Source organism: Phyllobacterium zundukense (assembly GCF_025452195.1).
GTDB lineage: Bacteria > Pseudomonadota > Alphaproteobacteria > Rhizobiales > Rhizobiaceae > Phyllobacterium > Phyllobacterium zundukense_A.
In genome coordinates, this window is sequence record NZ_CP104972.1 from 510,794 (window position 1) to 535,076 (window position 24,283).

Genomic DNA, 24,283 nt, shown 5'->3' on the forward strand with positions numbered 1-24,283 from the left:
AGACCCATCGATGCCGTCACCTTGCAGAATCCGTTTGATCTGCCGTGGCCCCCGGGACACGCGTCACTTTTTCGGTGTCCTCACTTTAGGTCTCGCCGATCCGGATCAATCCGCAATGATGTAAATAGCCCGCCAGTGATGAGCTGGCGGGTCATTGTTGGCCCGGGCCTCAAAACTTCACCCTGAACCCCGCAGTGCCATTGAGACTGTAGCTGTCAGCGAAATGGGACAGGCTGGTGTTGATGGAAACCTCGCTGTAGAGCGAATATTTGTCATCATTCCAGTTATAGCTGCCGCCAGTGCCGATACCGCCCCAGGTGCGGTCGTTCGCCGTGGCAAAGTTCACGCCCGAGACATCGGTCTCGTTGCCATCGAGGAACTCATAATAGAGGTTGGCGATGCCATAGAGATTGGTACGGGTCAGCTTGCCGGCACCATCCTCCCAGGCATTCTGGTAATCGGCGGAAAGTCCAATCCTGCCCTTGAGGCTGTCGCCGCTGCCGAGCGACACGTCTGCCCCGAACGGGTCGGTGAAGTTGTCGATATCGACATTGGAATAGGCAAGCTGCGCCTGCGGCGTCAGGGTCCAGCTCTGGTCAAGATCGATGCGCTTGCCCGTCTCAAGGCTGAAGGCATAGCCGAAGCCATTGTTGCCGTCGGTAAGGCGGGTGCCGAGCGTGTCGGAGGTGAGATCACTGTCATACCAGGTCGCCTGTGCCTGTCCGTCGAGGTAAAAGCCGTTCTGGCCATACCATGTCAGCGCGCCGCCGAGACCATAGCCGTCGGTGTCGATCGAGCCATCACCGAAGAACGAGGAAATGTCAGCCGAGGCATGGCCGTAATGGGCGCTGAGGCTGCCAATCAACTTGCCGGCGTCGCTCTCGTAGAACTGGCCGTCAATCCCGGTCTCTACCTTCCAGGTGTCGATATCGTAATCGGCGGCCGTGGTCGAAGTCCTTGGCTCGAACTTGCCATGGGCACTTTCAATCCGCGCCCAGATGCCGCGCTGGTCGATAGCGACATCACCACCTTGCGAAGGTGCCGGAGCAGCTTCCAGCGTTCCGGGGCCATCGCCTTGTGCCAGTGCGCTGTTACCCGCCCCGGCCCAATAGCGATTGCCGACACGCTGCTGCAAGGTCGAGACACCATTGAGGCTCTGCAGCACCTGCGCATAAGCTTCATAGAGAGGCGTTCCGGGCTGGTAGATCGGACCGCCGGGTTCACCCGGTTCGCCAGGACTTCCAGGCTCGCCAGGGGCGCTCGGCGATGTCAGGCCCGATCGCAAGTACCAGTCGCCATCGCTCGGGGTGCTCACCCTGTTCTTCTGCAAGGTATAACCATAGGCCCCGGCAACAACCGCCTGCTGGCCGCCGATCACATAATCGCCGAGCAGGCTGAACGCGCCGTTCGAAGCGCCGCCGATATCGACGATCTTGATCCCTTCAACTGTCTGCGCACCAGTGCCGCCGACATTGATCACTTTTACATTGGTGCTGCCGGCCGTGTCGCCGGTAACCACCAGCCGGTCTGTCGGCGAGGCATCGCCGCCAAGCTCGGTCTCGATCTCGAGCAGACCGCCACTGCCGACATAGTTGCCGGCCACGGTCAATGTGCCGATGGAATTACCCGGCGCGACGGTGCCCGCATTGTTGGTATCGCAGACAGTGCCGATGCCTTGAAGCCGTCCGCCGGCAAGCACGTTTACATCGCCGCACAGGCTGCCATTGACAGCAAGCGTGCCGGCCTCGACAGAAGTTGTGCCCGTGAAGCCGGAACTGTCGGCGGTGAGTTCGGTCAGGCCCGCGCCGATCTGGCGGATCGAACCCGCGCCGGAAATCACGCCGGCGAAGCTCACGTTGTCCGAGCGGTTGAAGGCCAGTGTCCCGTCATTGGCGACATTGCCCTGGATAGAGCCGCTGGTCCCGCCGTCGCCAAGCTGCAGCGTGCCGCCGGTAATCGTCGTTCCGCCCGCATAGGTATTGACGCCGGTCAGCACCGTGGCGCCGGTGCCGATCTGGCTGACCGATCCGGAGCCGGAGATCAGGCCCGCAAAAGTCAGCGTGTTGGAGCGGTTGAACGCAAGCTCGCCATTATTCGTGACATCGCCGACGATCGAGCCCGTCGTGCCGCCATTGCCGAGCTGCAGCACACCGTCGCTGATGATTGTACCGCCCGTATAGGTGTTGTCGGCGGTCAGTACGACGTCGAGCGTGCCAATCTGGTTTACCAGACCCAAGCCGGAGATCAGTCCGTCGAACACCAGCCTGTCGGAACGGTTGAACGTCATCACGCTGTTGTTAACGACATCGCCGACAATGCTGCCGCTCGTGCCGCCATCGCCGATCTGCAGCGTCCCGTGCGAGATCGTCGTGCCGCCGGCATAGGTGTTCTCGCCGGCCAGCACGAGCGTGCCGAGGTCGGTCTTCTCCAGAGCTGCGTTGCCCTGGAGCACGGAGCCGATCGTGGTGGTATAGCCCGCCCCGTCCGCCGTGCCGTCGCCGACGCGCATGATCGCGGAGCCGCCGACGAGCGTTATCGGCTCGCCAGAGATGTTGTATCCATCCACGGCGAACTGCATGCCGGAGGTTTCGACCTGGCCGTTTGCATTGTCGACGGTCACATCGCCACCCTGGCCGGTGAAGATAGAGAAAGCGCCGTTCGAATAGGGAGCGTTGATTGTGCCCGTGTCTTCGGTCCAGTGATTGTTGTCGCTGAGGCGCCAAACGCCGTCGCCGCCCTGGATCAGGCCGTCGCCGGGCGCGGGATCGCCGTCCGGCCCGTCCCAGAAATTCAGCGTCACGCCCGTCAGGTTGACCAGATTGACCTGGTTCGCGACGGACGTCTGCACGACATGGTCGGGCGAGGTCTCATCAAGGCCGAGATTGGTCAGCGCGCCGTCATAGGAGATTACGCGGTAGATGCCGGGGCCGAAATTCCCGCCGCCGCTCTCCGCGACGTTTATCGTGCCATCCAGCACGAGGTCACCGTGCACGACCGTCAGGTCGTTGTATGCTCCACCCACCACATTTGCCTGGCCGAAATTATAGTTGAGGTTCGACAAATCGCCGAGCGTCAACCCGCCATTAATCGTGAATTTTCCAGGGGCAATGCCGAGATCGCCAGGATTGATCGCCCCGGCGACCCCGGCAGCGACAGTAACATCACCGCCGACCACGCCGATGCCGCCGAGAACACCGCCGTCCTCGATGGAGGTCAGACCCGTGGCGCCGGATTGGTTCCCATTGACGATCAGCGTCCCTTCGCGAATGTCCGTGGCGCCGGTATAGCTGTTGTTCGCGCTCAGGATCGTGGTTCCGGCGCCTAGCTGTTCGACAGTACCGGTTCCGGAGATCAGTCCTGAGAAGGCATAGGTGTTGGAACGGTTGAACGACAGCACGCCGTTGTTTACGACATCGCCGAGGATCGAGCCGCTCGACCCCCCATCGCCCAGCTGCAGTCTGCCCGCCGAGATCGTCGTGCCGCCGGTATACGTGTTGGCGGCAGTCAGCGTCAGCGTACCGGCGCCCGCTTTGGTCAGCGCGCCTGCGCCGCCGACCAGGCCCGACCAGGTGAGCGTCGCGCCAGAGTCGGTCTCGACCGTGCCGCCGGCCGCGCCCAGCGTGGCGCTGCGCATGGAGGTGAAGGACGCCATGCTCCGCAGCGTGGCTCCGTCGATCGTGACGCCACCCGCTGCGGCACCGAGATTGGCGTCCGCCGAGACGGCGACGGTTCCGCCATTGATGAAGGTCCCTCCGGCATAGGAGTTGGCGCCGTCCAGTACCAGCGCGGAGGCGCCGGTCTTGGTGAGCGCGCCGGCGCCGCCGACGACGCCGGTCAGCGTCAGGTCAGCGAGCGTCTCAAACGTGCCGCCAGCGGCAAGCAGCGTCACGCCGCGCGCTGAGGCAAACGCGCCTGTATTGCGAAGCGTGGCATTTTCGATCGAGAGCGCTCCTGCGGCAGCGCCGAGATTGACGTCGCTAGCGACCTGCAGCACGCCGCCATTGATCGTCGTGCCGCCGGTATACGTATTGGTACCGCCCAGGACCAGCGTGCCCAGGTCGGTTTTCACGAGCTGGCTGTTGTTGGTCAGGTTGGCGTTGATGGTCGCCACATAGGCGCTGCCCGCCGAGCTTCCGTCGCCGACGCGGATTGTCGACTGCGGCCCCACCAAAGCGATGTCGTCGCCCTGAACCAGATAGCCGTCGGTTGCGAACTGCATGCCGGAGGCGCTGACGCCGCCATTGGCGTCGTCAACATTCACCGTGCCCGGCAGGCCCGCGAAGATCGCGAAGCTGCCATTGGCGAACGCCGCGTTGACCACGCCCGTGTCGCTGGTCCAGTTATCGTCGCCGGCGGCGCGCCAGACGCCATTGCCGCCATTGACGCTGCTGTTGTGCTTCGGCCCGGCGTCACCGTCCCAATAGGTGAGCAACATGCCGGACGTGTTCACCAGATTGACCTGATTGGCGATCGACGTCTGCACCAGGAATTCAGGCGAGGAGTCGTCCAGGCCGTTGTCGGTGAGAGCGCCGCTATAGGAGATGATCCGATACAGGCCCGGGCCGAAATTGCCGCCGGGGGTCTGCGTGACGTTAATCGTTCCGTCGAGGTCAAGGTCGCCGGCAACCGTGATGAGGTCGTTCAGCGGTCCGCCGACTGTGTTCGCCTGGCCAAAATTGATATTGAGATTCGATCCGCTGGCAAGCGTCAATCCGCCATTGATGGCGAGCGTCCCGGCAGCCAGGCCGAGTTCGCCCGGATTGAGCGCGCCGCCGCTGGCGACCGTGACGTCGCCGCCGATGGTTCCTGTGCCGCCGAGCGCCGCGCCGCTGCTGACCGAGGTTGGGCCGGCCGCGCCGGACTGGTTGCCGTTGATCAGCAGCGTGCCCGCCTGCACGTTGGTCGCGCCGGCATAGGTATTGGCGCCGGTCAGCGTTGTTACGCCTACGCCCATCTGGGTCACGCCGCCCGTGCCCGAGACGACACCGGCAAAGCCGTAATTGTCCGACCGGTTGAACGACAGCGTGCCGTTATTGAGCACATTGCCGGTGAGCGACCCGGAAGCCCCGCCGGCGCCGAGTCGCAACTCGCCGGCCCCGATCGTCGTGCCGGCCGTGTAGCTGTGATCGCCGGTTAGCGTCAGAACGCCGGTGAGCTGCTTGTTCAGGCTTTCGAACCCGCCAACGTTCAGACCGTCGATGGTGCGGTCGATGGCGTTGTTGACCCGTAGTATGTCGCCCGCTCCGGCGCCGGCATTGACGCCCGCTCCGGTCAGCGCAGCGCCGTCGTTCAACGTCAGCGTGTCATTGCCGTCGCCGAGATTAAGCATCCCGGCGCCGGTATTCAGCGCGCCCGTCAGTGCCACGATATCGCTGCCGCCGCCGAGATCGCCACTGGCTGTCAGCGTGCCGCCCGTCGCGACCGTGATTGTGCTGGCGCCAGCGTCACCTGTCAGCGTCGACGGAGTGCCGCCAGCGGCGCCGACTGTGCCGTTCACCGTCAGCGCGGACGTCCCGGTCATGGCAATACCGGTGGCCGTCAACCCGCCATTCACCTGCAGCGTTCCGGCGCTGATCGAGGCCGCGCCGCCGATATTGTTGCCCGCCGCGGTCAGGACCGTCGTGCCTGTCCCGATCTGCGCGAAGTTGCCCGCGCCGCTGATCGTGCCGGCAAAGTTGAACGTATCGCTGCGATTGATCGAAAGCGTCGATGTGGCGGCGTTGACGATCACATTGCCGGCGCCGGCGTTGCCGCTGGTCCCGCCGTTGCCGATCGTCAGATTGCCGTCATTGATGGTCGTGTTGCCGGTGAAGCTGTTGTTGCCAGTTAGCACCCAGGTGCCCGGGCCATTCTTGACGAGCGTGGTTGTGCCGCCGGGACCGTTGACGATGGTCCCGCCCATCGTGTTGAGGCCGGTATTCGTGCCGCCGAGCGCCAGCGTACGATTGCCGCTGCCAAGATACGCGGCCGAGCCGATATTGCTGAAATTGATTGCCCCCGTTCCCGAGGCTTCGATGGAGCTGGTGCCGGTCGATAGCGTGAACAGGCGATCCGTGGTGTCGCCGGCGCCGGTATAGCGCAGTGTCGAGCCGCTGCCGATGATGAGGTTGGAGGCTGCGTTAGACGACATGCCGATCGAGCTGGCCTGCCCACCATTGGTGAGCTTGTCGACGCCGAGCACGCCGCCGGCGATGGTGGTGACGCCGGTATAGGTGCTGGCCGGATTCCTCAGGACCCACGTGCCTGAATTGGTTTTGGTCAGCGACGTGACGCCAGCGCCGTTATTGGTGATCTGCGCGGCGAGGCTGTTACTGCCGGTGTTGGTACCGGTCAGCGTCACCGCCTGTGAGGTGTTGACGCTAGTGAATGCGATCGCCCCCGTATTGGTGAAATTGACCGCGCCGGTGCCCGAGGCGTCGAGCGCGCTGGTGGCAGAGGGGCCGAGGGTGAACTGGCGATCAGTGCTGTCGCCGTCGCCGACATATTGCAGGGTGCCGCCATTGAGAACAAGATTGCTCGCGGCAGCGCTTGCAGCGCCGATCGAGCTGGTGCTGCCGCCGTCCGTCAGGCAGCTCACCGCCAGCGTGCCGGCATTGACCGTCGTGCTGCCGGTATAGCTGCTGTTACAGCCGGAAATCGTCTGGATACCCCCGCCGTTCTTGACCAGACCGCCGCTGCCGCCAATGGCGCCGGCGTAGTTCGCATTAGAACCGGCAGTGATCGTCAATGTCCCGCTGCCCAAGGTGACATTGCCACCGGTGGTGCCGCCACCGCTCAGGTAGGCCACGTTGACGTTCAGGTTGTTCACATCCAGCGTGGCCCCGGCGGTGTTGTCCAGCGAGATCCCGGAACTGCCGAAGGCGTTGCTCGAGCCGGCCTTCAGAGTGCCGTCCGCCACGGTTGTAGTGCCCGCGAACGTGCTGCCATTGCCTGACAGCATCAATGTGCCGGCGCCTCTCTTTATGAGCCAGCCGCTCCCCGCATATTGCCCAGTAAACTCCAGCGTGGTCCCGGCCTGCGTGACATAGATAGAGCTGCTTGTGCCGCCCGAGGTGTTGACGGTGAAGCCACGGTCGGTCGTTTCGCTGACGCCGGTGTAGGTGAGCACGCCGGTGTTGATGAGAAGGTTCGCTGCGGCGCTGCCCGAAGCGCCGACGCCGCTCGCCTGGCCGCCGTTCCTGATACAGTCGGTGCTCAGGCCGCCACCCTGGATGGTGGTGACGCCGCTAGAGCTGTTGCCACAGCCGGTCATGGTTTGCGTGCCGCCGAGAACCGACATGCCGCCGGTGCCGCTGACCGCACCCGTAAAGGTACCGTTGCCCACAGTGGTCAGCGTGGCCGAACCCAAGGTTACGCTGCCGGCGCCGTTGAGGCCCGCCACCCTGTTGTTGAATCCGGCAAGGTCGAGCGTCGCGCCCGCATTGACTGTCATCGGACCGGGGAAGGGGCTGATGGCGGGGCCGAACGCCTGTGTGGACCCCGCACGCAGCGTGCCTGCGTCGACGACGGTTCCGGCGGTATAGGTATTGAGGCCGGTGAGCACGAGGGTGCCGTCGCCTTCCTTGCGCAGGCCGCCCGACCCCGCCGCCCCACCGCTGAGCGTCAGGATGGCGCCGGCATTGCTCACATCGATGCCGCCGCGGGCCGCACCGGCGCCGAGCGTGAAGCTGCGGTCGCTGCTGGCAGTCCCGCCGGTATATTGCAGATTGGCCCCTGCATTGATCACGAGGTTCGCGGCGTTACTGCTGGATGCGCCGATGCCGCTTGCCACGCCGCCATTGGCGAGTGTGCTGACCGACAATGTCCCGGCACTGATCGTCGTCGGACCGATATAGTCGTTGCCGCCGTTAGCCAGGGTAAGCGTGCCGGTGCCGGTCTTGGTCAGGCCGGCATCATCGGGGCTGGTCACCTGGCCGGTGAAGGTCAGGTTGGCACTGCCATCCACCTGTATCGCCTGCGACGGACCGCCATTGACCAGGGTGAACCCACGGTCTGTAGTGGCGGTGGCGCCGCTATACTGCAGCGTGCCGTTTTCTATCACCAGGTTGGACGAGGCGTTGGACGAGGCGCCTATGCCGCTGGCTGCCCCGCCATTGCCGATCGTGCTGACCGTCAGCGTGCCGCCGCTCAGCGTCGTGCCGCCGCTATAGGTGTTCGTACCGGTAATCGTGACCTGCCCAGTGCCACCTTTGATGAAACCGATAGCGCCGCCATTGTCGACGATCGTCGAGGCAATGGTGAAGTTGCCGGTGGAATTCTGCAGGATGCCCAGCGTGCCGCCGCCGGCAGCGCCGGTCAGGTTGCCGCCGGTGATCGTCTGAGCGAAGTTCCCGACCGTGGAAGCAACGATGATCGTGCCGTCGACACCGAGGGTATTGCCGCTGCTTACATTCACCGTGCTTGCTTTCGCGACGGTGTACTTCAAGCCGCCGAGTTGCACGCTGCCGGTTACGGCGCCGAAATATTGCGTGCCGGCAACGCCACCGGTATCGCTGACGACGTCCCCGTTCACCCAGGTCGAGGCATCGTCCTTGTTGACATAGGCGGTGAAGGCCTGGATGTTGCCGCCCGCCACCTGCGCGTAGTCGGTTCCGTTGACCGTGGCCCAGGACAGCGCGCTGTCGGCATTCGTGGTCGTGATATTGCCGGTGCCGCTGGCAGGCAGCGTGAAATCTGCGAGGCCGCCCGTGTGGTTGAGAGCGCCAAGATTGAGGGTTATGGAGCTCCCACTTCCGCCTGCAGTCGCGCCGATCTTGTTGTTGCCAGCGACGATGTTCGTGGCGGCAAAAGTCTGGGAATTGGTTTCCCCCGCGGCGCCCGTCACGTTGAGCGTTCCACCCGCCATGTTAAGGGTCGAAGCGGCGGCGATAATGTTACTGGTCGGGCCGTCGGCCGGAGAAAAATCTAGCTTCAGCGTGCCCCCATTGACGGTCGTCGCTCCCGTGTAGGTGCTCTGGCCGGTAAGCGTCAGCGTGCTAGCGCCGTTCTTGATGAGCCCGCCATTACCGGTGAGACTGCCGGCATAGCCCGTGCTGGTCGTCCCATTCACCGTCAGATCGGCGCCGCCGTTGAGCGCCACACTGCCGCTCGTCCCGGCGAGCGAGGCGAATCTCATGTCGAAGCCGTTGAGATCGAGCGTGCCGCCATTGACGACGGCGCCATTTGTTGCCGGGCCGAAGGCCTGGGCATTGCCGACCTGCAGCGTGCCGCCATTGACGGTGGTGCTGCCGGTGAAGGCGTTGGCAGCGGTGAGCAGCCAGGTATCGCCGGCGGCGCCGTTCATGACCAGATTGCCGGTGCCGGAGATCACGCCCGACAGCGTGTTCGTGCCGGCATAGCTGCCGCCGAGCGTGAAGGTTTCGACTGCACCGCCGGCCAGGAACGCCACCGCGCCGCTGAGCGCCAGCGCGCCGGTGCCATCGTTGCTGATATTCCCTGTGCCGTTGATGTTCCAGGTGCGATTGCTGCTCGAGCCAGTGCCGATGTAACTCAAGGTCCCATTCGTGACGTTCATCGCGGGATTGGCGCCAGCCGCCGAGGCCGTGCCGAAAGAGCTGTTGCTTCCCAGATTAGCAAGCTCGCTTGCCCTCACCGTCACGCCGTTAATGCTCGAAATGCCCGTATACGTGTTCGCCCCACCGAGCGTAATGGTCCGAGTCGGGCTGGAGCCAGTACCGCTGCTTGTGAAGGAAATGCCGTTGGCACCGCCGCTAATAACGCCGGAGAGTACCATGTCGGCGGTCCGGGCGTTGAAAGTGCCGTCACCCGTGACCGCGTTATTACCGGTGAGCGTCAGTGTGCCGGTGCCTGCATTCACGATCGAGGGATGCCCGAAAAAGTTCGTCCGCATGTCGAAGTTGCGGTTGGAGCTAGCCGTCCCACCGGTGTAGTTGAAGATTGCACCGCCATTGCCGCCAGACTGTAGGATGATTGCAACGCCGGCTGTTCCCGTTCCCAGCGCGCTTGCAACGCCGTAGTCGGCGATCGAGCTGATGCTGAATGTGCCCCCGAACTGCCCGGAATTGAGCACCGTCTGTCCGGTGTAGTCGTTGGCGTCGTTGCTCAACGTGAGATTGTTGGCCCCGCTGGCGTTGCCCGGCCGTCCCAAGATGAGGCCGCCGGCCCCGGTGAATTTGGCTGAGCCGACGCCCGCACCATCGATCGTGACGCTACCGCTGGTGAGGGTGACGACCCGGCTGGCGGCCAGCGCCCCGCTGCTCTGCAGCATCGTGCCGTTGGCCATGGCGATGCCGTTGGCGGCAACACCAAGGGCCGCATCGCCGTTGACACTCAGCCAGCCGCCGTTGACGGTGACGCCGCCCGAGAATGTGTTGACGCCGCCAAGCGTCAGCACGCCGGCGCCGGCCTTGGTCAGGCCGGCGCTGCCGGCGATGATCGAGTTGATCGTGACGACATCGGAAGTGTCTCCGATGATGTTGATCGTCGGGGCCACGCCGCCGAGGGTGAGCGTATTGCCGTTGAACGTGTAATTGGTCGGGGTGAGAGGCGTAGTGGTGTCGTTTTCGAAAGTCATATTGTGCACGGTGATCCCCGTGCCCAGGGTTATCGTGCCGGTGAAGTTCGCGCCGGATCCCTCGTCGCCGAAGATGGCGTTGTCCAGCGCGCCATTGTTCCAGGCCCGGCATGGACCGGAGCAACTCCCGTCGGCGGCCGTGTTCCAGAAAAAGGATGCCGTATCCCAGACGCCGGTGCCCCCTCGACCCCCCAAGTTGCCGTTGGCATCCCAGTAGAGATCGGCGGCTGCCGCCGGACCTGCCGCAAGCCCGGCCAGCAACACCGCCGGCAGCAGCAGCCTGGCGCCCCACCTGCGCGCCGTGGACGCAACCAACGGCGCCATATAAGGCGCATAGCTTGCAGCCTCGCCGTTGCACTTGGTCATGCGACCGCCACGCAGCATGCGCGAACCAAACATGGGACCGCGCGAACGACTTGCCGACCCGCCTACCGCGACGGGACGCGTCGGGGAGGATACGCGTCCGGAAAGTGCGGGGTCGAATCCCAAGAAGCTGCTCGGGGCGCCCGAGCTTGGTCCCAGATCGCATTGGTCCGGCCGAGTAATGTCGTGAGTTGTCTCGCCGCCGGCCAATTTCACCATGTCGTTTCCCCCGTCCAAGTCGATGATTAATAAAGACTCAAGACTTGGAAGGTAATCACAGGTCGCCCGCGCCCGTATTTCAAAAAACTCCGGTTCTTTTTATAAAATACCGGTCGTCGACTGCAGAAAGTGCATACGGGACTACGGTGTTACTTTTGTGCAACGGGAACGCACTCATCAGTGCCCCCCGCAATGGCGGTCGCACACGGCCACGCTCCGATGTGAATCATTGGGGCCCGGAACCAATTTCGAATGAAACGAGCCTGGCCGGGACGCTCCATTGCGGCAAAGTCCAAACGCGCCGCCCCAAGTGCGGAATCCCATGCATTTGCGATTGAAAAACGCTCATGCTTCGAGCCAGGTGACGACTGCTGGCCCTACGGAAAGCGAGAGCAGAAAATGCTGAAATCGGCGGCCGCGAGATCGGCCCAGAAGCTTGACCACCCGAAACGACGTTTGCGCGGGTTCCGTTGTTTTACGCCATTTAAGTCCAACACATTCTCACGCGGGAGTGGAAGCGAGAAATTTCTCGATTCCTTGTCACTTCGCAAGTTCTATTGTCCGGTCCAGCGCCGGAGCGAAACCCTTCAGGGAGATTCTGAGCTGTACTGGCTGCGCACTATCGGAGGCTGTTGCACCAACCTTCAATCCGGATGCCTTTCGAAGCGCCGAAACCGTTGCCGCATCGAGTGGCAGCGGGACGATACAGCCCTGGGCAACGCAGGTTTTGAATTGCAGCGTCGGCAACGGCTTTCCCTCTTCCGGTTGAAGCGTAACGCCGTTGGCCAAGGCGAGCCCAAACGGCATCATCAGGTTGCCGATGACTTCGTTTGCTTTGGCGCTCGGTTGCAGTTCGATGGCAAGCACCAACTGTCCGTTTTCCTGTGTTTGTTGCTGCGCCAACGCGCAACGCTTTGATCCGGCCTGTTGCATGCAGGAAACCCGCCAGTCCTGATAGGTCTCCTGTAAGGACGTCGCTCCTCCCGGCAGCGTTGAAACGGGTGCCTGGGCGAACCCAGGGGTTGCCGCAAGGATCGCCAGGAACAGAGACGAGAATTTGAGTACTTTGTTCATTTACCATCTCTCCGTTAAATCGGCCGTGCCATTAAGGCTATTGTTATCGGCGAGGCCGGTTTTGACCAACACCTCGTCATAGACGGAGTAATTTCGTCGGCCAGTTGTAACTGGCGCTCGCACCAATTTCGCTGCATTTCGGCTCGCTCCCGACGATGATTCGCAGCAACGATCCTATACGAGAAACCATGCTTTGCATGTGCCTGTCCTGCAACATCATTTAGAATGTCGCCAAGATCGCAATTTTTCTGGTGCCATTGCATTGACGAGGTCGAAGATCCCCGGGGCCGAACTTTTTTGAGTGCTCGCGCACATGGCGCCGATTGCAATCGGCCATAGGCACGGGCAGCGTTCCAGCCAACCGCCTTCAACGAGCAAGGGCGCTGGGCATACGGCTCGAAACGTTAGAACTACGAAACCTGCAGCGCCAATCAAGCGAAAAGCGGTTTTCGTTCTTCCCACCTTGGTCGCGGAATTCGAATTTCGCATGTGGCACATAACTTGGCACCGTCGTTAACGGGGAGATTTGGTTGCCGATAAGCAAGACGGCGCACAATCGAATGTGCCCTGTAACAGCGGCAATCCTGCGAACTGAGGCAATTTTTATCCGCAAGACTCAATCAGCAACTGGCCGGGCCAATCCCAACAGGCACTGTATCACATAACAGTCTATACATCGTTCTGCCGGAAAATCGTTTAATGAATAACCGGCTTCCTTCCTAGTAGATCAACCGCCGCACAACGAACTATGAATCACCGGTTTTTCCCTCGAATAGTAGGTTTCAGAAAAATACTTGCGATCGGTCACTTCATTTCAAGACGTCAACACGCCTGTGACAACGCGTAATTATTTCCAAAGGATTCCAAGATTTCAGCTTATATTCTCTGTCCAGTTGACGCGTTCTGTTTTGCATACATTTACCGTCTTTATATAATCTTGCTAAATAATGTCCCTGTAATGTTGCAGAAGTTCGCAAAGCCTCTTCACTAAGCTGTCACACTGTGTAATTAATTTGATTTAGCTATTTGGGCGAATTCTGGGCAATTCCGGCAAGCACAGGTTTTGGTACTGCTTGTTGCCAGGTGATGCAATTGCGGTGGGGCAGAACGGATGCAGCAGAACACTCGTTTCTCGGAAATTGAAAACCTCGACCTGCGGAGAATAGATCGTCGGATCTTTGATGGCATTCCGGAACATTCGGGACCGCGATTGATTACATTCCGCGGTGGCGCGGCGCATTCCATACGGCCACCCGGGACTCATAATTTTTGTGTCAAAAGCCACCTTATTGACGTCGCGCTGGAGCCCGCACCGGGAATGAGGGCTGCACTGGGTAGCGACAAGGTGCACGAATACGACGCGGAAAGAGGCATGCTGGTCGTCATGCCGGCGAACACAAAGAGCTACTGTGCTTGGTCGTCCACCAAAGAAACCGCGATCATAGCGCTCACGCCTGAAAGTCTGCTTGATCTGGCGGCACATGAGTTCGATACCGGGTGCATGGAACTGCACCCGCCACCGTTTGGTACGTTCGATCCCACGGCGTTGCGGATTGCCAGATCGCTAAAGGCAGAACTCACCCAACGAACCGCTCCAAACGAGCTCTATGTCGATTCACTGATCACAGTCTTCGGCATCCACCTTCTTCGAAACTACACCGAAGTAGGAAAGCCGATACTCCGCATGAGGGGCGGGCTTTCGGTTCGAAGCGCGCGGACAGTAAGGGAGTTCCTGGACGAGAATTTCTCCCGCAAATTGTCGGTGGCCGAGCTTGCGGCGGTCTCCGGCCTTTCGTCACACCACTTCATCCAGGCATTTACCAAGACCTTCGGCGATCCGCCGCATCGATATCTGGTCAAACGGCGCCTTGCTTTCGCTGAAAAATTGCTGACCAAAGGCGGTTTGTCGATCGCGGAAGTTGCTCATCTGAGTGGGTTTTCTGATCAGAGCCATCTGACGGTTACGATGTCGAAGCACTGGAACAGAACCCCGATGCAGATGCGGCTGCAACGATAGCTGTCGTCATTCCGTCACAACCACATTCAGTTCCATCGCAGCAACTTTAGCTTATGTGGTAGAGCCGCCGCAGTTCTTATTTCAAACCTCACTCTGTAAAGAGAATTCAGAACTTCCTGAATAGGGCCTGCAAGAATATGTGCTGATGAATGCATTAGATCAGTCAGTGAGGCTTTTTCATGCGGAAGCCATTTTCGCTGCGCGATGCAGCAGATCGCTTTGCCGGGCCTTTTGGGAGCATTCATCGTCTTCTGGGCAGCGCAAAATTTATTCGGCTTTTGGGCATTCCCCGTTGAAGCGGATTGATCGCAGCTGAACCTGTAAACTCAATTCGCAGCCAGCCTGATCCTTCCGGGCGTAGTTTGTTTATATCGCATCATGGCAGTGGTGAGATGGCTTTGGCTCGAAAAACCGGTCTGAGCGGCTATTTCCGGGATCGGAATTTTTGAGTCAATCAGCAGTCTTTCTGCCTTCTGCAGCCGGATGTTGATAAGGTATTTGTGCGGCGGGGTGCCGAATGTCGCCGTAAACGCACGGATGAAATGGCTGGGCGACATGCCCGAAATTTTCGCAATCGCATTGATCGACGGTATTTCAGCCATATGATCATTCATATAGTCCAACACCTTCCTCGACGTTTGCAAGGACAGGCGCCCCACGCTCGTTTGTCGCAACTTGCCCCTCGAATATGTTCTGATGAGATGAACGCCGAACACCGTCATCAATGAGTCGAGATAAAGTTCGCTCGCCGATCCTTCTGACACCTCTAGCGCCATGGTTCGAGCGAGCTGCAGTGCACGCAGATCCACATGGCCAAACTTCGGCGGCTGCAGCTCCCAGTCAGCGCCATCCAATTCGGCTGCCGCGAGATTGGAATAGGCGAGTGAACCGAAAGCAATCGCTGCATTTTTCTTGGATGTGGACCATCGGAGTGTTCTGTCGATGTTGGACGGATTGATAACGAGCATGCCGATCGGGGCGTCGAGATCTATGTAATCTGTCGCTTGCAAAGGCGGCCTCCATGTTGGGCGATGGAGCGAAGAGCACGGAAGCGAACTCCGCGTTGGATCGGAAGGTCATGGATCCGGGCGGCCGCGCAACATTCGCGACGCCGCCTACTATTGTTTCGACGCGCGGCCCGACCTGGTCCGAGATAGCAGAAAGCATTCCACGCTCATTGTTCAAGTCCAATTCGATTACACTATGGTCGCGCGAACTGATCGTTGGTGGAGCCATCACGAAGCACACGGGAAACGTCGTGGTTTGCCATTGGGACCAATAGCCGAATCAGCTGAGCTTCCCTGAAACAAGATGTGATGCTCCCGCGCCGCGACTTACACTATGGGGATCAGAATTGGTCCGATTAACTATATCAATGTCCCGCGGCGCGGTTGGTTCCGTTTTTTACGATGTCTTCCCCATCGGCCGATTTGAATTTCCATATAGCGCCTAAAACGGGCTTGAATGGTATTGCGGCGAACATAAAAGTGAGTTGGCACAAGTTAGCCTCTAATTTCGGCCTTCCTCGCGACTTCGTTATCAGTGTTTTTGCAGCTAACGATTGCTAGTCACCACGCTCTAAGGCACGTTTATTCAAACCTCCGTCGATGATGATCACATTTGCGAGAAAAACCTTAATCCAGGAGAAGCGACTATGGATCTGAAATTGATCGGCAAGACAGCCCTTGTCACCGGGTCCACCGCAGGCATCGGTCTTGCAATCGCCAAGCGGCTGGCGGCAGAAGGGGCGAATGTCGTCATTGTCGGCCGATCGCAGGCCAAGCTGGATGAGGCAGCAAAGATCGTCACCTCTGCGACGATTTCCAAAGTCGCGCCAGGCATCCGCGCCGTGCTCGCAGATGCTGCGACCGCCGAAGGAGCTGCCGTTCTGCATCGGGTAGTCCCGACCGTGGATATCCTCGTCAACAACCTCGGCATTTACGAGTCCAAGCCCTTCACCCAGATCACTGACGCGGATTGGCTGAAATTCTTCGAGGTAAACGTGCTCAGCGGTGCGCGTCTCGCTCGTCAATATTTTCCGACTATGCTGGAACGAAATTGGGGACGGATCATCTTCATCGCCAGCGAATCCGGTCTTGTTGTTCCGCCGGACATGATCCATTACGGCATGACGAAAACGGCGCAACTCGCCATATCGCGCGGCTTGGCAGCGTTGACGAAGGGGACGGGTGTCACGGTAAACTCCATCCTTCCCGGCCCTACCCGATCAGAAGGCATCGTCGACTTCTTGAAGAGCGTCGCCAGCGACCCGTCTCTGCCGCCCGAGGAGATGGAGGCCGAATTCTTTCGCAACGAACGTTCTACGTCATTGCTGCAACGCATGATCGAACCGGAAGAGATCGCCGATCTGGTGGCCTATGTGGCAAGCCCGCTGTCGGCGGCGACCAACGGAGCAGCGCTTCGTGTCGAGGGCGGCATTACACCGACAATCGCATAGGAGGTCATGATGCCCAACCCATCCGGCGAGACCGGAACGGCCAGGCTCACCAAGACGCCAACGGGTTATCTCATGGTATTGCTTCAAGGGGATAACATGTTCGTCGAACTTGAGGCTTTGATGCAGAACGAACAGATCCCCTCGGCGAGCTTCTCGGCCTTTGGATCTCGCAAGGCTTGCCACATTCGGCTTTTTCGATTTCGTCAAGAAACAATACGATCCAGGATCGTTCGAGAACGTCGAGATGGCAAGCGTTATCGGAACGCTGGCTTGGAAAGATGGCAAACCTTCAGTTCATGCGCACGGGGTCGCTTGCGATCATAGGTTCGCGTCCGTTGGCGGCCATCTTCTGGCATTGGAGGTTGGAACCGGATCACTTGAGATCACCATTATAGTGCATGCACAAAAACTTGAGCGTAGACTAGACCCCATGATCGGAGCGAATGTACTTATAATTCAATAGCATATTGGAGAACGTTGCGGTGGCAGGTGAGTTTGGGCGACGGTCAGCTACGAAAGTCACATAAGAGGCAATATGCGATTTTCGGAGCACATACCGAGAACATCCCTGTGCTGCCGCCAGCTTCACGATTGTGAGGTCGACATCCTCGATTAAATGAACTGATCAAATGCTTGGATCTCGTTGACTGTAGCCAAAAGGCCCTGCGCGCGAAGTGTATCAAGGTAGTCTTCGACCGTCTTCGGCGGGTTCTTTAGACGTAAGCGAACCGCTTTTATGGCGGCCAGAAACTGCGGCTGCGAAAGGTGGAACTGGTGCGTTAGGAATTCATCGGGATGTTGGGCTTCAATGCCCCACGGTGCGAGCTGGCTGTGGGGAAAGTCCTTGAGATTTGCTGTAACGATCAAATCAGCCCGCCCCTTGATGGCCGCCGCTAGAACGTGGCGATCATCAGGATCCGGCAACTGGAGAATGCCAATGAGTTGATCAAAATCTGTAACAAGCGCGTCGCGCACATGGGCGTTCATCAGGTGGCGGGTCCGCTCGAGCCGTTCTCTGGTTAGATCGTCCCTGCTTGTGAGCAAAGCGTTGATCCATTCATCATGCACTGTGTTCGACCATTTGGCGCGATACAGGTCAGAAACAGCAAGCTCCAAAAGCAGGTCGCGCAAGGGAGCTGGATAGAGAACCGATGCGTCCAAGAAAGCTGTGAAAGTCCCCAAAGCTTAGTATCCCATCCCAAGCTCTTGAGCCTCCGCTGCAAGCTGGCCCAATACCTTGCGCCGTTCCGTGTCGATCGCCTCTTTGTAGTTCAGTACATCTTCGAAACGAACACGGCGATGGGTTCCCACCATGCGGAATGGTAGCTTCCTCTCGTCCAACAGGCCAATTAGAAACGGACGCGATACGTTCAGGACGTCAGCGGCTTGCTGTGTTGTCAGTTCAGCGTTCTGCGGGACGATCGTAACAGCTCTTCCCGATGCCATATCCTCAAGCACGGCCATAAGCAGCTTCACGGCCCCCGCCGGCAGCTCAATAGCTTCTTCGTTGTCTGCATCACGAACGCGAAATGTCAAAGCAAGTCCTTTGCGTGCATAAGGAGCCAATCGCTGGCCCGATGCGCGTGCAAGCTCCACGTCATCTTTGGATGGTGGATTTGTGGTGAGGGCGGCCGTCATGGCTATTTTTCCTTGTCTGTTTCCTTCGAATATAATCCATAATAAACTAAACGCAATAATCGCAGCAAACGAATTTTTCGAAACGACGCGTAACGTTGGTCTTACAGTCATGACTTGAACTCTAAGGAACGGCGTTCTTCCAACCCCTCGGATTCGGAAAGCTGTTCAATCCAGAATGTGCTAATAAATCTTCCTTTGAAAATGCTGATAAGAGCGCTTTTCGGCTTGTGCCTAACTGTGTAAGCGCTCACGTGATCCCCTCTATCCCGAATGGTTTGAAGATGTCAGAAGATCCTCCGTTGGTTCGGAGGTGTCTACATGGCTATCCCCGAATATCCTGGCGCGAAGCGCTTCAAGGGAATGCAACTTCACACAAAGGACTATTGGACGGCCGACGAGTTCGTTGGCCAACATGTAATCATTGTCGGAGGCGGCATCTCTGCCGTTCAGACGCTCGATGATATCTCGCGTGTCACGTCAACCGCGCGGGTGAACCCGTCGCGAGCCGCAGTTCCGGAACACGCCATTTGCGTCGGAGGACGGCCGGGCCACCGTCGCCTTGGCCGCGGATCGCGTTCGCAAGGGCCTTCCCGTCCGGCTCGATCGTCTCGGTGACCGGCTGCCCGTCACGCCTGCGGCCCGCGACGAAAATGGGAAATGCGGCAACCAATCCGCGGATAAGAGCGTGACCAATGCTTCGTCCGATCCGAGATCGGATCGGGGCACGCCGACAGCTAGAAATCAGATGACGTCGATGTAAAGTCGGCGATACACCACTATGCTTCCCATCCCCATGACAGTCATGAGAACGTACGACTTTGAGCAGCTCTTGCTCCATCCCCGAGGCGCTTGAGGGCTTCGAGCAGGTCATCGACGAAGGTGAAGACGACGCGCATCCACGGCAAGGGAGAGGCGCGTGGCGCAGCCCAGTTGCGGGCGCGTGCACCCCACAGCCGTCCGTTGACGGCGGCGGTACGAGACTTGGGCCGGGCTGACATGATCTGCTCCTTCGGGGTCGCTTGTGCCGAAGCAAAATGTTCGTGGTCCTCCACCACCTAAGGTCGTCTCCAGGTTGCCAGATGCGCCGAAATAGCGAACGAAAGGCCATCGTGGGTAACGTAGTGAGCGAGAACCCTTTCCGCCTCCGCCAGGAGGCGATCAATTTGCGGCTCCGGCAGCACAACCCCCATGACGGGTAGCCAGCCCCTGAGTTCCGCCTCTGCAAACTCGCGCATGTCGGGGAACCGCGCCGCGCCGCCACGACTCGTGATGTTGATCGGGTCGGCTCCGGCGTCCTTGAACAAGGCGGCGAGCGCTTGCCTGTCGCCCAGCACAAAAGGCGCTCGAAGCGCGTCGCCGGCGGGCTTTCCGGCGACCTTGTCCAACAGGTCCACGAGGGTAGCGAATGCGGGGGCGTTCTCGATGGCATCCCACACCGCAACCGCACCCCTAGCGCCAGGGACCATCACCCGGAGCATCTCCCTGATCGCCTTGTCGCGGTCTGAAAAGAACATCAGGCCGAACTGACATACGACGACATCAAACGAGCGATCCGGAAACGGCAGCGCCTCGGCCGTCCCATCGCGCCAGTCGATGCCGGGCGCGAGACTTCGCGCCACCGTCAGCATTCCCGCGTTTGGATCGAGAGCGGCGACGCGGCCAGATTGTCCGCTCCGCGTTGCCGCCTCGCGCGCCAGGACTCCGGTGCCGCAGGCAATGTCCAAGACGCGGTCGCCGCTCCCGATCTTGGCCGCATCTGCCACCACTGGGGCCCATTGCCGAAAGAGTGCCGGAACGAACAGCGCCTCGTAGGCATTCGCGGCGTCGATCAAGCTTTGCGAAATCGGAGCGGTCATTGTGTCGCCTCAACGTCTGGAGCGGCGCGCCGAACTATGCCGCGCGTCCCGGCGGCGATCGCCTTTACTTATTTCCGAGACTAGCATATCTCCGCCGATCGCCCAATCGCCACTTGCGACCTCGTTGATGTTGACCCAGGTGACGCCGCAAATCATTCGGTGCAATCTCTCGCGGCCGGCCGGAACGGATTTGAGGCCGGACGTGCATAGGGCGTGTCAGAAAATGCGCTTCGATAAGCGCCTTATGATGGCAGTTTACACATCTGACGTTGAAACCTTTGGAAAGTTGGCCTTGCCCTAAACAGTTTCACCACAGCAACGAAGAAAAACGCAATCACGCGGCAAGTTGTGATCCCATTTCGGCTATTCGCGCGGTGATATGACGTTTCAAAAGCTGACACCGTACCGGAGGCAGTTGGTTTAACTCCGATCTGGGACAAAGCCTTGCGACGTCTGCCGATCGTGTCGATCCCACCACCCGGCGAGCAAGGCCGGGGCGACAAGATAGAGCGCGGTGGCGATCGCCACGACGCCAGTGAAGCCGACATGCATTGCAAGCAGTGCGGCCAAGATCGCACTCAACACCGACGCACAGCCATTGACTCCCCACGCCCAGGGAATAAATGCCTCCGAGCGTGCGCCGACGTGGCCGAGGCCAAGGGGGAACGGCATGCCCATGAAGAGGGCGAGCGGCGCTATGAGGAGGAGTGCGACCGCGATCTTCGCGGCATCCGGGAGTGCCAGCAGCCGTTCGAACACCAAGGGCAGTGCGAACAGGTAGGTGGTAGCCAGGAATGCGATCACCACGACAGCGAGGGCAATGCTGCGCACCGCTGATCCGCGACCGACCACGGCCATCCAGCGTGCGGCTACCGCGCTACCGAGCCCGGCGAAGGCAAGGAAACCCGCAAGCACGACAGCAACCGCGTACAACGGATGGCCGAGGAACAGCACGAAGCGCTGGATGAAGGCGATCTCGATGAGCAGGAAGGCCAGGCCCAAGGCAAGGAAATAGAGTCCGGCGCGCAGCCGGTGTACGGCTCTCCCGAATATGCGCCGGCCGAGCCAGAGCGGCAGCAGGATCAGGACGGCGCTGAGGATCGCGGCCTGGACCAGCGTCGCCACCAGGATCAGGTAGCCCCAGTCGAGCATCGCGGCCCCGCCTTGCGTGTGCAGCGTCAGGAGTTCGGGCAGGGCGCGCCAGCGGAAAAAGTCGAAGAAATAGGGCCGATTGTCCGTGGCCGGCGCAATATCAAACTTGTAGCGCTCGGTGAATTCGGCACGCTCAGGGCCAAGGAGGGCGACGGCTCCCTCGTAAAAATATTCCTGGTCGAGCTGGTTGTAGCGGTTCACGTCGCTCGCGGAAATACCCGGCGCCCAGGAGACGTCAAAGAAGTTCTCGGCCGCGAAGCCGCGAATGGCTGCGACGTCTTCGGCCGTGAACGGCGACTTGGCGACGAGCAGGGTTGCAGTGTTCCAGCTCCGGATCAGCGCCAGGTGCCGGCCTGGCTCGACCACACCCTCCGCTTCAAGCGCCACGGTAGCCGTGGCGAAAAGCTTGAGGATGTCGCGTGGCGGCACGCGCAGCCATCGCGTGGTGGCGATGACTCCATCCGGTCTCAGCACAGCCAGGTAATCCTGCAGTGCCTCCACGGTGTAGGTGTAGTTCTCATGCACGCTCTGCACGCCGGCCGCTGCGGCGCTGAAGGAATCAAGGAGCGGTATCTGGATAAGATCGTAACGCTCGCGGGTAGTCGAAGCGAAGGCGCGCGCCTCGGCTAGATGTGAACGCACGTTCGGTCGGCTGAAGATGCCGCCGACGAAGTCGGCGAAGCGATCCCGAGCCAGGTCGATCATCTGCGAGTTGACCTCTACGGCAGCCACGGTATCGGCTCCGGCGCGCAGCGCCAGCAACACCTGCTCGCCACCCCCGGCACCGAGGATTAGCGTTCGCGGCCGCTCAAGGATGCGGAACGGGAGTGCTGTCGTTGTCCGGTCGAGATAAGCGACCGTCGCCGGATTGCCACTGTAGGCGGTGAAGGCCGTCATACTGTCACCATCGGTGAAGACGGCGAGTTGCGCGGGGGGCTCTTGGGTGTTGGCGAGGCTGAGGCCCGGTGCGTATCGGAAGGGGACGGTCGGGCTCTCGACGACCGTCAGTAGTCCGAGTGGGCTCGATCGCTCCTCGACCACCCGCGCGTTTGGCACTTCGAGAGCCAGGCGCAGGCCCTTGTACTGCGACATGTGCGGGCCAAGCGCCGTCCAGGACGGTGGTAGCCACACCGCGGTGACCGCGGCTGCAAGTCCGAGGCTGCCCACGGCGAGCCACCGATGGCGAGCCAGGCCCGTCGCTGCGAGGGCCGCCGCCGCTAATCCCAGCGCTGCGACCAGGCGCAGCGCCGTAGAGGGAAAGACCAGGAACAGGAGTCCGACGGTGCCCAGCGCACCGATCCCTGCGCCGATAAGGTCGAAGGCATAGACGTGTCCGATCTGGCGAGGATAGCAGCTGAAGGCAAGGCCGATACAGGTTGCACCGAAAAAGAACGGCAGCATCAGCAGAGCATAGCTGGCTGCGAGCCAACCGAGTTGCCACGGATTCCAGACGACCTCTAGCGCGTTGAACGGCAGGCGTTCGGCGCCAGCGAAGCTGACAACCGCAGTAATGCCGAACAGTGCTGCCGACGCTGCGAAAGCGGCCGGGTATCGTTCCACCAGCGGGCGGCGGGCGAACGCAACGAATGTACCACTCGCGCCGAAGCCCAGGAGCGCGATGCTTATGATCATATAGGCGAAATGATGCCACTGAATGATCGAAAAGAGCCGCATCAGCAGCACTTCGTGGGCAAGGATCGCCGCCGATATGAGGCTGACCGGCAGCAGGCGCCCCGATCTCATCGGACCCTGCCGCCCCTCAGCGGCACAAAGCTCACCGGCAGCAGCTGCCGGGTCGTGATGCTTCCGTCCCGCCGCTTCTCGACCAGCATGAGCAACTGGATCGCGAAGGGACCTCCCACAGGAACGACCATCCGGCCCCCCTTGGCGAGCTGTTCGACCAGAGGCGGCGGGATGTGGCTGGCAGCGGCTGTCACCACGATGCCGTCGAAAGGCGCGTGCGCAGGCCAGCCATAGTAGCCGTCGTCTACCTTCACTTCGACATTGTCAAAGCGAAGCTCCGCAAGCCGGGTGGCCGCCCTTTGGCCCAGTTCCGGTATAATCTCAATGGAGTAAACCTTCGCTGCGAGCGGCGACAGGACGGCCGCCTGATAGCCCGAGCCAGTGCCGACCTCGAGGACAGTGTCGCCAGGCCCGACCTTGATCAGGTCGGTCATCAGCGCGACGATGAAGGGCTGAGAGATCGTCTGACCGAATCCGATCGGCAATGGCCGATCTCGATAGGCCGCGCCACGTTGCTCCTCGGGTACGAAAAAGTGGCGCGGCACATTGCCCATTGCCTTCAGCACTGCCGGATCGATACCCTGTGCCTCTACCGCTGACGGCGCTGAGCCGGCGTGCGATTTGATTGTTTCGATCATCGCCGCACGCTCGGCGAGGCGATCCTGCGCGGGCGCGGATGTCGAAACCACGGCGACAGCGATCGCGAGAGCAGCGGCGAGTAACGCTTGGCACTGGGCTAGTGGAGGCATGAACCCCTCTCCCGGCTAAGACACCGAGTATAGTGGCGGTGAAGGCAATTTTGAACAAAATTCGATCACCCCTCGCCAATGATGGCTTCTAGCAGAAATCGGCGTCAAGGATTGCGTTGCTGATGCAGATCCGCGCTAAGATGGGCGAAGAAATCGTGCCGACAGATGCTCGCGCAACGTGGCTTCAACATCGTGGCCGTTGACCGGCGCCCTTCTTGCCGCTGATAGATGGAGAGCTTCAAGGTCGCGGTTCGCAAGTAGTCACCGACACAATGTCACGGGGCGGGCAAGAGCGTTGCTATAGGAGGTCCGTTGGGTCATAAGGTGAGTAAGGACCCTGCGGACGTACATGTTGTCGTGAGCATCGCAAGACTCCTGCTGACCTTGTCGCTGATGGCGGCCTTCAAATTCCAACGACACAAAAATAGCGAAGATCGACGCGGGTAGCGGTCTGTGCTCGAGTTTGATCTGCTATCATCG

General features: G+C 60.4%; 13 protein-coding genes and 1 pseudogene. 5 read left to right on the forward strand and 9 right to left on the reverse strand.

Annotated features, from left to right (window positions below):
* Positions 1 to 169: 169 nt before the first annotated feature.
* Together N8E88_RS10010 and N8E88_RS10015 are read right to left on the reverse strand one after the other, a co-directional pair.
* Positions 170 to 10,900, reverse strand: coding sequence for an autotransporter-associated beta strand repeat-containing protein (locus N8E88_RS10010; RefSeq protein WP_262291619.1), 10,731 nt, complete (start codon positions 10,898 to 10,900; stop codon positions 170 to 172).
* 756 nt (positions 10,901 to 11,656) lie between these two features.
* Positions 11,657 to 12,190: an invasion associated locus B family protein gene (locus N8E88_RS10015; RefSeq protein WP_262291620.1), complete on the reverse strand. Its 534-nt coding sequence runs from the start codon at positions 12,188 to 12,190 to the stop codon at positions 11,657 to 11,659.
* A 1,318-nt stretch (positions 12,191 to 13,508) separates the two neighbouring features.
* Here N8E88_RS10015 and N8E88_RS10020 point away from each other — a divergent pair.
* Positions 13,509 to 14,207, forward strand: coding sequence for a helix-turn-helix domain-containing protein (locus N8E88_RS10020; protein ID WP_262291621.1), 699 nt, complete (start codon positions 13,509 to 13,511; stop codon positions 14,205 to 14,207).
* Positions 14,208 to 14,533: 326 nt separating this feature from the next.
* Here N8E88_RS10020 and N8E88_RS10025 read toward each other — a convergent pair whose 3' ends face one another.
* Positions 14,534 to 15,217 (reverse strand): helix-turn-helix domain-containing protein, encoded by a 684-nt coding sequence (locus tag N8E88_RS10025; RefSeq protein ID WP_262291622.1) that lies wholly within the window; start codon positions 15,215 to 15,217, stop codon positions 14,534 to 14,536.
* An 11-nt stretch (positions 15,218 to 15,228) separates the two neighbouring features.
* Here N8E88_RS10025 and N8E88_RS10030 point away from each other — a divergent pair, with 11 nt between their 5' ends.
* The 3 genes from N8E88_RS10030 to N8E88_RS10040 all read left to right on the forward strand — a co-directional run bounded on the left by N8E88_RS10030 (position 15,229) and on the right by N8E88_RS10040 (position 17,128).
* The gene (locus N8E88_RS10030; RefSeq protein ID WP_262291623.1) at positions 15,229 to 15,489 is read left to right on the forward strand and encodes a hypothetical protein; all 261 of its coding nucleotides are present in this window, start codon (positions 15,229 to 15,231) and stop codon (positions 15,487 to 15,489) included.
* Between the two features lie 378 nt (positions 15,490 to 15,867).
* Positions 15,868 to 16,665 (forward strand): SDR family NAD(P)-dependent oxidoreductase, encoded by a 798-nt coding sequence (locus N8E88_RS10035; RefSeq protein ID WP_410010593.1) that lies wholly within the window; start codon positions 15,868 to 15,870, stop codon positions 16,663 to 16,665.
* A 160-nt stretch (positions 16,666 to 16,825) separates the two neighbouring features.
* Complete coding sequence (locus tag N8E88_RS10040; protein ID WP_262291625.1) at positions 16,826 to 17,128, forward strand: PPC domain-containing DNA-binding protein; 303 nt, start codon at positions 16,826 to 16,828, stop codon at positions 17,126 to 17,128.
* 149 nt (positions 17,129 to 17,277) lie between these two features.
* Here N8E88_RS10040 and N8E88_RS10045 read toward each other — a convergent pair whose 3' ends face one another.
* Positions 17,278 to 17,847, reverse strand: a complete 570-nt coding sequence (locus tag N8E88_RS10045; protein ID WP_262291626.1) for a PIN domain-containing protein — start codon at positions 17,845 to 17,847, stop codon at positions 17,278 to 17,280.
* A gap of 3 nt (positions 17,848 to 17,850) precedes the next feature.
* Positions 17,851 to 18,303 (reverse strand): excisionase family DNA-binding protein, encoded by a 453-nt coding sequence (locus tag N8E88_RS10050; protein ID WP_262292402.1) that lies wholly within the window; start codon positions 18,301 to 18,303, stop codon positions 17,851 to 17,853.
* Positions 18,304 to 18,627: 324 nt separating this feature from the next.
* Between N8E88_RS10050 and N8E88_RS10055 the strand changes: the two are divergent.
* Positions 18,628 to 18,977 (forward strand): annotated as a pseudogene (locus N8E88_RS10055) (pyridine nucleotide-disulfide oxidoreductase); the annotation flags it as partial.
* A gap of 126 nt (positions 18,978 to 19,103) precedes the next feature.
* Here N8E88_RS10055 and N8E88_RS10060 read toward each other — a convergent pair.
* From N8E88_RS10060 to N8E88_RS10075, 4 genes are all read right to left on the reverse strand, one after another.
* A complete protein-coding gene (locus N8E88_RS10060) occupies positions 19,104 to 19,301 on the reverse strand; it encodes a hypothetical protein (RefSeq protein WP_262291627.1) in 198 nt (65 codons plus the stop codon).
* Between the two features lie 57 nt (positions 19,302 to 19,358).
* Positions 19,359 to 20,159 carry a methyltransferase domain-containing protein gene (locus N8E88_RS10065; protein WP_262291628.1) on the reverse strand — a complete coding sequence of 267 codons (801 nt, stop codon included), beginning with the start codon at positions 20,157 to 20,159 and terminating at the stop codon, positions 19,359 to 19,361.
* Positions 20,160 to 20,579: 420 nt separating this feature from the next.
* Positions 20,580 to 23,054, reverse strand: a complete 2,475-nt coding sequence (locus N8E88_RS10070; protein ID WP_262291629.1) for a polyamine aminopropyltransferase — start codon at positions 23,052 to 23,054, stop codon at positions 20,580 to 20,582.
* Positions 23,051 to 23,803 carry a protein-L-isoaspartate(D-aspartate) O-methyltransferase gene (locus N8E88_RS10075; RefSeq protein WP_262291630.1) on the reverse strand — a complete coding sequence of 251 codons (753 nt, stop codon included), beginning with the start codon at positions 23,801 to 23,803 and terminating at the stop codon, positions 23,051 to 23,053. Before N8E88_RS10075 ends, N8E88_RS10070 begins: the two co-directional genes overlap by 4 nt.
* Between the last annotated feature and the right edge of the window lie 480 nt (positions 23,804 to 24,283).

Coding starts and splice junctions, on each gene's coding strand:
- N8E88_RS10010 (WP_262291619.1), bottom strand. CDS start 10,900: ATGACCAAGTGCAACGGCGAGGCTGCAAGCTATGCGCCTTATATGGCG.
- N8E88_RS10015 (WP_262291620.1), bottom strand. CDS start 12,190: ATGAACAAAGTACTCAAATTCTCGTCTCTGTTCCTGGCGATCCTTGCG.
- N8E88_RS10020 (WP_262291621.1), top strand. CDS start 13,509: ATGAGGGCTGCACTGGGTAGCGACAAGGTGCACGAATACGACGCGGAA.
- N8E88_RS10030 (WP_262291623.1), top strand. CDS start 15,229: ATGTTGGGCGATGGAGCGAAGAGCACGGAAGCGAACTCCGCGTTGGAT.
- N8E88_RS10050 (WP_262292402.1), bottom strand. CDS start 18,303: ATGACGGCCGCCCTCACCACAAATCCACCATCCAAAGATGACGTGGAG.
- N8E88_RS10060 (WP_262291627.1), bottom strand. CDS start 19,301: ATGTCAGCCCGGCCCAAGTCTCGTACCGCCGCCGTCAACGGACGGCTG.
- N8E88_RS10065 (WP_262291628.1), bottom strand. CDS start 20,159: ATGACCGCTCCGATTTCGCAAAGCTTGATCGACGCCGCGAATGCCTAC.
- N8E88_RS10070 (WP_262291629.1), bottom strand. CDS start 23,054: ATGAGATCGGGGCGCCTGCTGCCGGTCAGCCTCATATCGGCGGCGATC.
- N8E88_RS10075 (WP_262291630.1), bottom strand. CDS start 23,803: ATGCCTCCACTAGCCCAGTGCCAAGCGTTACTCGCCGCTGCTCTCGCG.